The sequence below is a fragment of the Nocardioides sp. NPDC006273 genome (assembly GCF_040613495.1).
Lineage (GTDB): Bacteria > Actinomycetota > Actinomycetes > Propionibacteriales > Nocardioidaceae > Nocardioides.
The window spans coordinates 1-5,496 of sequence record NZ_JBEXSD010000115.1 but is presented as its reverse complement, the minus strand read 5'-3'; the positions used below and the strand labels follow the sequence as shown (position 1 = coordinate 5,496).

Annotated in this window: 10 protein-coding genes; all 10 read right to left on the bottom strand. The window is 69.6% G+C overall.

Features of this window, described 5'->3' with window-relative positions; all coding sequences use genetic code 11:
- Window positions 1-183 precede the first annotated feature (183 nt).
- The gene (locus ABZZ22_RS26675; RefSeq protein WP_354938480.1) at window positions 184-705 is read right to left on the bottom strand and encodes a hypothetical protein; all 522 of its coding nucleotides are present in this window, start codon (window positions 703-705) and stop codon (window positions 184-186) included.
- Window positions 698-997 carry a hypothetical protein gene (locus tag ABZZ22_RS26670; protein WP_354938477.1) on the bottom strand — a complete coding sequence of 100 codons (300 nt, stop codon included), beginning with the start codon at window positions 995-997 and terminating at the stop codon, window positions 698-700. The genes ABZZ22_RS26675 and ABZZ22_RS26670 overlap by 8 nt, the downstream gene beginning before the upstream one ends.
- 9 nt (window positions 998-1,006) lie before the next feature.
- Window positions 1,007-1,414 (bottom strand): HK97 gp10 family phage protein, encoded by a 408-nt coding sequence (locus ABZZ22_RS26665; protein ID WP_354938474.1) that lies wholly within the window; start codon window positions 1,412-1,414, stop codon window positions 1,007-1,009.
- A complete protein-coding gene (locus tag ABZZ22_RS26660) occupies window positions 1,350-1,589 on the bottom strand; it encodes a hypothetical protein (protein WP_354938471.1) in 240 nt (79 codons plus the stop codon). The genes ABZZ22_RS26665 and ABZZ22_RS26660 overlap by 65 nt, the downstream gene beginning before the upstream one ends.
- Window positions 1,589-2,110: a hypothetical protein gene (locus ABZZ22_RS26655; protein ID WP_354938468.1), complete on the bottom strand. Its 522-nt coding sequence runs from the start codon at window positions 2,108-2,110 to the stop codon at window positions 1,589-1,591. Before ABZZ22_RS26655 ends, ABZZ22_RS26660 begins: the two co-directional genes overlap by 1 nt.
- Window positions 2,107-2,835: a hypothetical protein gene (locus tag ABZZ22_RS26650; RefSeq protein WP_354938465.1), complete on the bottom strand. Its 729-nt coding sequence runs from the start codon at window positions 2,833-2,835 to the stop codon at window positions 2,107-2,109. The genes ABZZ22_RS26655 and ABZZ22_RS26650 overlap by 4 nt, the downstream gene beginning before the upstream one ends.
- Before the next feature lie 142 nt (window positions 2,836-2,977).
- Window positions 2,978-3,679, bottom strand: a complete 702-nt coding sequence (locus tag ABZZ22_RS26645; protein ID WP_354938462.1) for a hypothetical protein — start codon at window positions 3,677-3,679, stop codon at window positions 2,978-2,980.
- Window positions 3,679-3,888, bottom strand: a complete 210-nt coding sequence (locus ABZZ22_RS26640; protein ID WP_354938459.1) for a hypothetical protein — start codon at window positions 3,886-3,888, stop codon at window positions 3,679-3,681. The genes ABZZ22_RS26645 and ABZZ22_RS26640 overlap by 1 nt, the downstream gene beginning before the upstream one ends.
- Complete coding sequence (locus ABZZ22_RS26635) at window positions 3,885-4,754, bottom strand: hypothetical protein (RefSeq protein ID WP_354938456.1); 870 nt, start codon at window positions 4,752-4,754, stop codon at window positions 3,885-3,887. The genes ABZZ22_RS26640 and ABZZ22_RS26635 overlap by 4 nt, the downstream gene beginning before the upstream one ends.
- A gap of 75 nt (window positions 4,755-4,829) precedes the next feature.
- The coding region (locus ABZZ22_RS26630; protein ID WP_354938453.1) for a major capsid protein at window positions 4,830-5,496 on the bottom strand (667 nt) is incomplete at its 5' end.

Genomic DNA, 5,496 nt, shown 5'->3' with positions numbered 1-5,496 from the left:
GGTGGTCGGCGGTCCCCGCCCGTCGCCAGTGCTGGTACAGCTTGGCCAGCGTCGTCTGGGCCCGACCTCGGGCGCGGAGGACTGGGCCGCGCTGACGATCCGCTGGAGCTGCTGTTCCAAGGCAGGGAGTGCCCCAGCAGCATTGACAACGATGTCAACCTCTGCCTCGTTGTTAGCCATCCGTCACCCTCCCATCCATGCCGTGATCGCCGTTTGCACAGCCTCGGGATCGTCGCCGCCCTCCACACCCCACGCATCCTCATAGCCGCGTGGGGGGATGGACAGCTGAAAGTCGAACCGCAGCCGGCCCGCCTCATCCGCGTTCTGGGTGTGCAGCGCATACGTGGCGGCGCACCACTCGTACGCCGACCGTGTCCACGGATCCACACCCGCCAACGCCAGATGCCCCAGCGTCTCCGGCTGAACCGAGATCTGGAGCAGTCGATGCCCCTCCCACCACCGGCGCCCCGTCACCAGCTCCAACACTGCGTGCACGGCATCCGTCAGAGCCTGCGACGTGACCGTGCCGTCGAGCGTCATCCGCCCGATCGCAGTGCGCGCGTCATCGTCCAGCCAGCGGATCACGTCCACCTCGTGCCGGATGGTCGTCCACTCAGCCGCAGGACGCCACGCCAGAGCGAAGCCCCGGCCGCCGATCTGTATCGGCACCGGGCCCCGCGACAAAGGAGCGACGACATCACGCATCGGCAGGCTTGACCTCCATGGCCTCGGCGATTCCCGTGACCCCTTCGAGGAGTTCGTCCACGGTGAGGGTCCCCTTGAGGACGTTGCGGAGGATCTCCGTCCACGCCTTGTCGCCGACGCACGCTCGGATCAGGGCGCCGGACGCTTCGAGCTTGAGCTCGGTGGTGGCGTCCATGCCGAGGACGAGGATCAGCCGGGTGAGGACGTCGGCGGAGGGGAGGGTCATCGGGTAGTCGACGCCCTTGATGGTCAGCTTGAGATCGGGTGTGCCGATCGTGGTGGTGTCGTCCATAGCACCAGCCTATCGCCGAGTGATGTCGTAGCCGCGGTTACGCGCTACGTCGGTGAGCGCGCGGTCGAGGAACGGCCTTGCCCTGGTGCCCGGGTGGTGGACGACCATGGCGTACACGGTCTTCCCGCCGACCTTGAAGCGGAGTGCCTTTGCCCGCTTCGGGCGGATGATGTGCGGCTTCGTGCCGTCATTCACCATCGGCGCGTAGTCGACGTCCGACCCCACCGTCCACCGCTGCCGCAGCCCGAAGATGCTGCGGCGCTCCACCCGGAGGGATGCGCGCAGCCGGCCGGTGTCGACGGGCGCCAACACCTTGGCGCGCGCCACGACCTGCCGGGCCGCAGCATCACCCTCACGCCGACTCGTCGCCGAGAACGTCCGGCTCAGCGCTGCCCTGTCCAGCCGGATCCTCGCCATCGGGTCCTCCCAGTTCCTCGACGATCTCCACCACACCGACCGCGATCCACCCGGCGACCAGCTGGTCGACGTGCACCTCGGCTTCTTCGCCCTGCTTGAAGCCGTCGAACGACGTCCGTACGCGGATGCGGGCGCGGCGGTGGTACTCCGTCAGAGGGGTCTTCTTGCGGGTCATCAGCAGCACGCTTCCATCGAGACACTCACGGTCATGCGGCCGCCGAGGCAGTTGGCGTCGGGGCCGACGGGTTCGTACAGGCCGACCGCCACCGCGTTGATGCGTAGCGAGTCGGGGTCGGAGAAGGCGCAGCAGACGGCGGCTTCCATGGCCTTCCAGTCGGCGTCCAGCTTGGCGGCGAGGGTGTCCCACTGGGTTGCCGAGACGATCGCGCCTGCGTCTGGGGTGGGCATGCATCGGTAGACGCCGAGCTCCAGGGTGAGGACGCGTTCGTTCATGAAGCAGCCGTTTACCGCCATGCGGTCGGTTACGTCGCGGACGCCGTCGACTCCGGCGATGCGGACGTAGCCGAGGCCGAGGCAGCACTCGTCCTCGCCCGTCGAGGCGAGCATGGGGATGACCTGCTCGCCTGCCCGCAGCATGACCCGCTCGGGTGGGACAGGCCACTGGTGCGGCGGGTTCTGGAGCTGGGTGGCGAGGCAGCCGACGAGGAGCTGGGCGAGCGACAGGGCCTGCGTCACGAGAACCTCCCGCGGTACCTGTCCACCGAAGCCACACGCGACCGCTGAGCCCGCCGTGCGGGGTTCACGGACCGGATCCACAGGTCGACGTTCTGGATGCCTGTCAGCCCCTCCTCCGCCACGGTGGTGGGGTCAACCATCTGGATGTCCACCCCGGCCCGCGACAGGGACGCCATCTGCTGCGGCAGCGCACACTCGGTGCCCACGCACGCCTTCGCGATCTCGCACGCGTACTCACCCGCCGCGATCCGCCCGGCGGCGGGAAGCGGACGGCCCGGCTGGTACGTGATGACGAACGATCCCTCTTCGGTCGGGCCGACGTTCATGTCCTGGCACTGCGGCCAGCACTGCCCGTCGATCCGGACCAGGCGCGGGATCCCTCGCCAGGAGTCCAGCCGGTAGGCGCTGGGGTTGAGCTCCAGGCCGTCGACAGTGACCGAAGTGACCGAAGCCACGGATGTGGGAAAAGGCACCTCGCAGGACATGCCACAGGAGCAGCCGCCCGAGCAGCCACAGTTCCGCCACACCCCCGCGTCGACGTACGGCAGCATCCACGGACCGCCGCCCGCGGAGACTCCGGGCGTGCCGACCGGCCACGACATGTACCCGGGGCCCGTCCCGCACTTCGGACCGCACGGCCGGTAGTTCACCGGGCACTGGGCGAACTGCCTGCCTGTGAGCGCGTCGAGGATCCCGACGGCGAACGTCGTCGCCCGGGTCTTCACCTCGTCGCTGTACGTATCCCAGTCGGGGCAGCAACTGGTATCGATGGGCCACTCGCAGGGGCCCGGCGGTTCAGGGGTCGTCATCCTCGGTCCCTACGGTGAGGGGGTCCTGGCCGGGAGCCGTCGGCCAGGACCCCAGCCATCACGGAGCCGGCAGCGTCACCGCACCGCACGCCGGCGTCGGCAGCGGCGCGGACGACACCTCGTAGTGCATCGGCTGCGTCGGGCCGATCGGGGTGAGCAGCGGTTCCAGCGTCGCGGGCACCATGGCGTCCCGGCGGACGTCGTACGGGCCGACGCCCCAGTTCCCGCCGTACACGGCGCGGGCGGTGAAGGTGATGGTGAGCGCGTCGTTCTGGATGACCCACTCACCCCACTGGGCGTCCTTGAGCCACGGGAACAGCCAGTAGCCGTACTTGGTGTTGCCCGCCGGGTCGCAGGCCTGGCCGGTGATTCCGGACCAGAACTCGATCGCGAAGTTCGCGGAGCCGGTGAGGTCGGCGTCGAGGCGGAAGCCCACGGTGTTGGGGGTGGGGGTGGCGTCGTCGAGGACGAGCGGGTCACCCGTGATCAGGTTGATCATCGTCGGGTCGAGGGTGCAGATCACCAGGGACATGTCGACCCAGCGCAGGTCGACGGCCCCGCGGTCGTCGATGCAGCGGTCGCCGTTGGCGTCCGTGGTCGTGATCTCGGACGGGTCCGAGTAGTTCGGCGTGAACGTCCCACTGACGAAAGCCTTCGCCACCAGGGACGAGCCCGCGCCCGTCACCACCGACCCGCACTCGTTCAGCTTGGTGATGCGCAGCATCTTGCCGCGCGACATCGAGGCGCACTCGACAGCCATCAGTCATCCTCCTTCTTCGCGCGGCGTCGCGGCCGGCGCTCCGGCTCGCTCGCGGTGTTGTAGCGGTCGGCCACATACGGGGCGACCAGGAACTCGGTCCCGCCCCGCTGGGTCTGCACGTCAGCCGGATCGTCAGCGACCGCCAGCAAAGCGATCGCCGTCTTCTGCACCCCAGCCTCGCCCGGGAGTACGGTCACCCAATCGGTCATGCGGGCACCGCCGGAGCCGTGGCCACTGCCGGAGCAGCGACCGGAACCTGAACGGCCATGACGGTGTCGCAGACCCACGTGTGGGCCCACACCGACTCGGCAACCGCCATCCACTGGTTGAACGTGCGGTCGAGCGTCTGCACCGGATCCGGCTGGTTCACCGCGGTCTCCCAGAGGTAGACCTGCGGAGTGATGAACGCCCACACGAACCCGGCCGCGGGAGCGGCCCCAGCCGGGCCGGAGACGCCGTAGCCGGAGCCGAACGACCACGCGTTCCCCAGCGGGGTCACGAGCTTCCCGGCGCCACCCTGCGTGCCCACCAGGCCTGCGTGCTGCACGGCCGCGTGCGCGGTCGTGTTGACGTGGATGACGCCGGTGTAGCCGTGCTGGTCGTGGAATGCCTGCTCCAGCGCTGAGATCGCGGCACCCGCACCCGGCGCCGTCGGCATCACGACAGTGGCACCAGCGGCCGACAGGTTCGGGACATCGGCGATGCCGCCGCCGGTCCAGATCTGCTGCTCGACCGCCCACTGCACACCAGCGTCGTATCGCTTCCGGACCCGGCGCCGCACATCGTCGACGGTCGTGCCGACGGTGCCGCACTGGTACGTCGTCAGCAGCCAGTACGGCGCCGACTCCACGAACGCCGTGCCCGGCACGAACGGCTTCTCCGGGTGCGGCGCGGCACACGTCGGGTCGTACGGCACCACTGAGATGCCACAGTCCTCGGCGGCGAACGTCAGCCCCGACGCGATCACCTCTTTCCCCACCGGGCCGGGCCGAACGGCGGCATCGAAGATGCCGTACCGGCGGCGGCCAGGCTCGGGGCCCTGGATCTCCTGCTGACTCGGAACGATCACTGCCATGTCGTCACCTCCCTTCGTGCGAGGGGCCGCCCGCCCGGACGACGGTTGGGCGGGCGGCCCGGATCACGGGGTAGGTCACGCCGCGGCGGCCGGGACGGCGCACGACGTCCACACCTGGTCGGCGGTGGCGCCGGACGGGCAGGCGTTAACGGTGTACCGCTTGACCTCGCCGCACGGGAAGATCGGCGCGTAGCCCTCCTCGGTGAAGAGGGCCGTGTAGAGGTTCTGCTTGAGGTTCGTGGAGTCGTAGACGTTCGTCAGGGTGACGACGTCCTCGCGGAGCAGGACGATCGCGCCGGCGGGCCAGATCAGGAAGTCCACCGTGTTCGGGAACGCGGTGATGGGGGTGATCGGGGCGGTGATGTCGCCGGGGCCCGTGGCGAGGCCGGACTGGGCGTCCTGCCAGTCGCGGAGGAACTGCGGCCGCAGGTTGCGGGCGGAGAACCAGCGGGCGATCTCGGCCGTGGTCGCGGCCGCGAACGGGTCTGTGTGGTATCCGTTCCGGCGGGAGATGTCCGCACGCCACTGGGCCACGATCCACTGCGGGACCGCGACTTCGAGGATGCGGTTGAACGACATCCGTTCCCGGTACCGCATGTCGATGGCGGCGATGTCGACGCCGGCGAGGAAGCTGGCGACGGCCGACGTGTCCGGGCCGGAGCCGGGTGCGGGGGTGGCGCCCTGCGGCGGGATCACGATCGCGGCACCGGCCTGGGTGACGATCTGGCTGTTGATGTCGCGG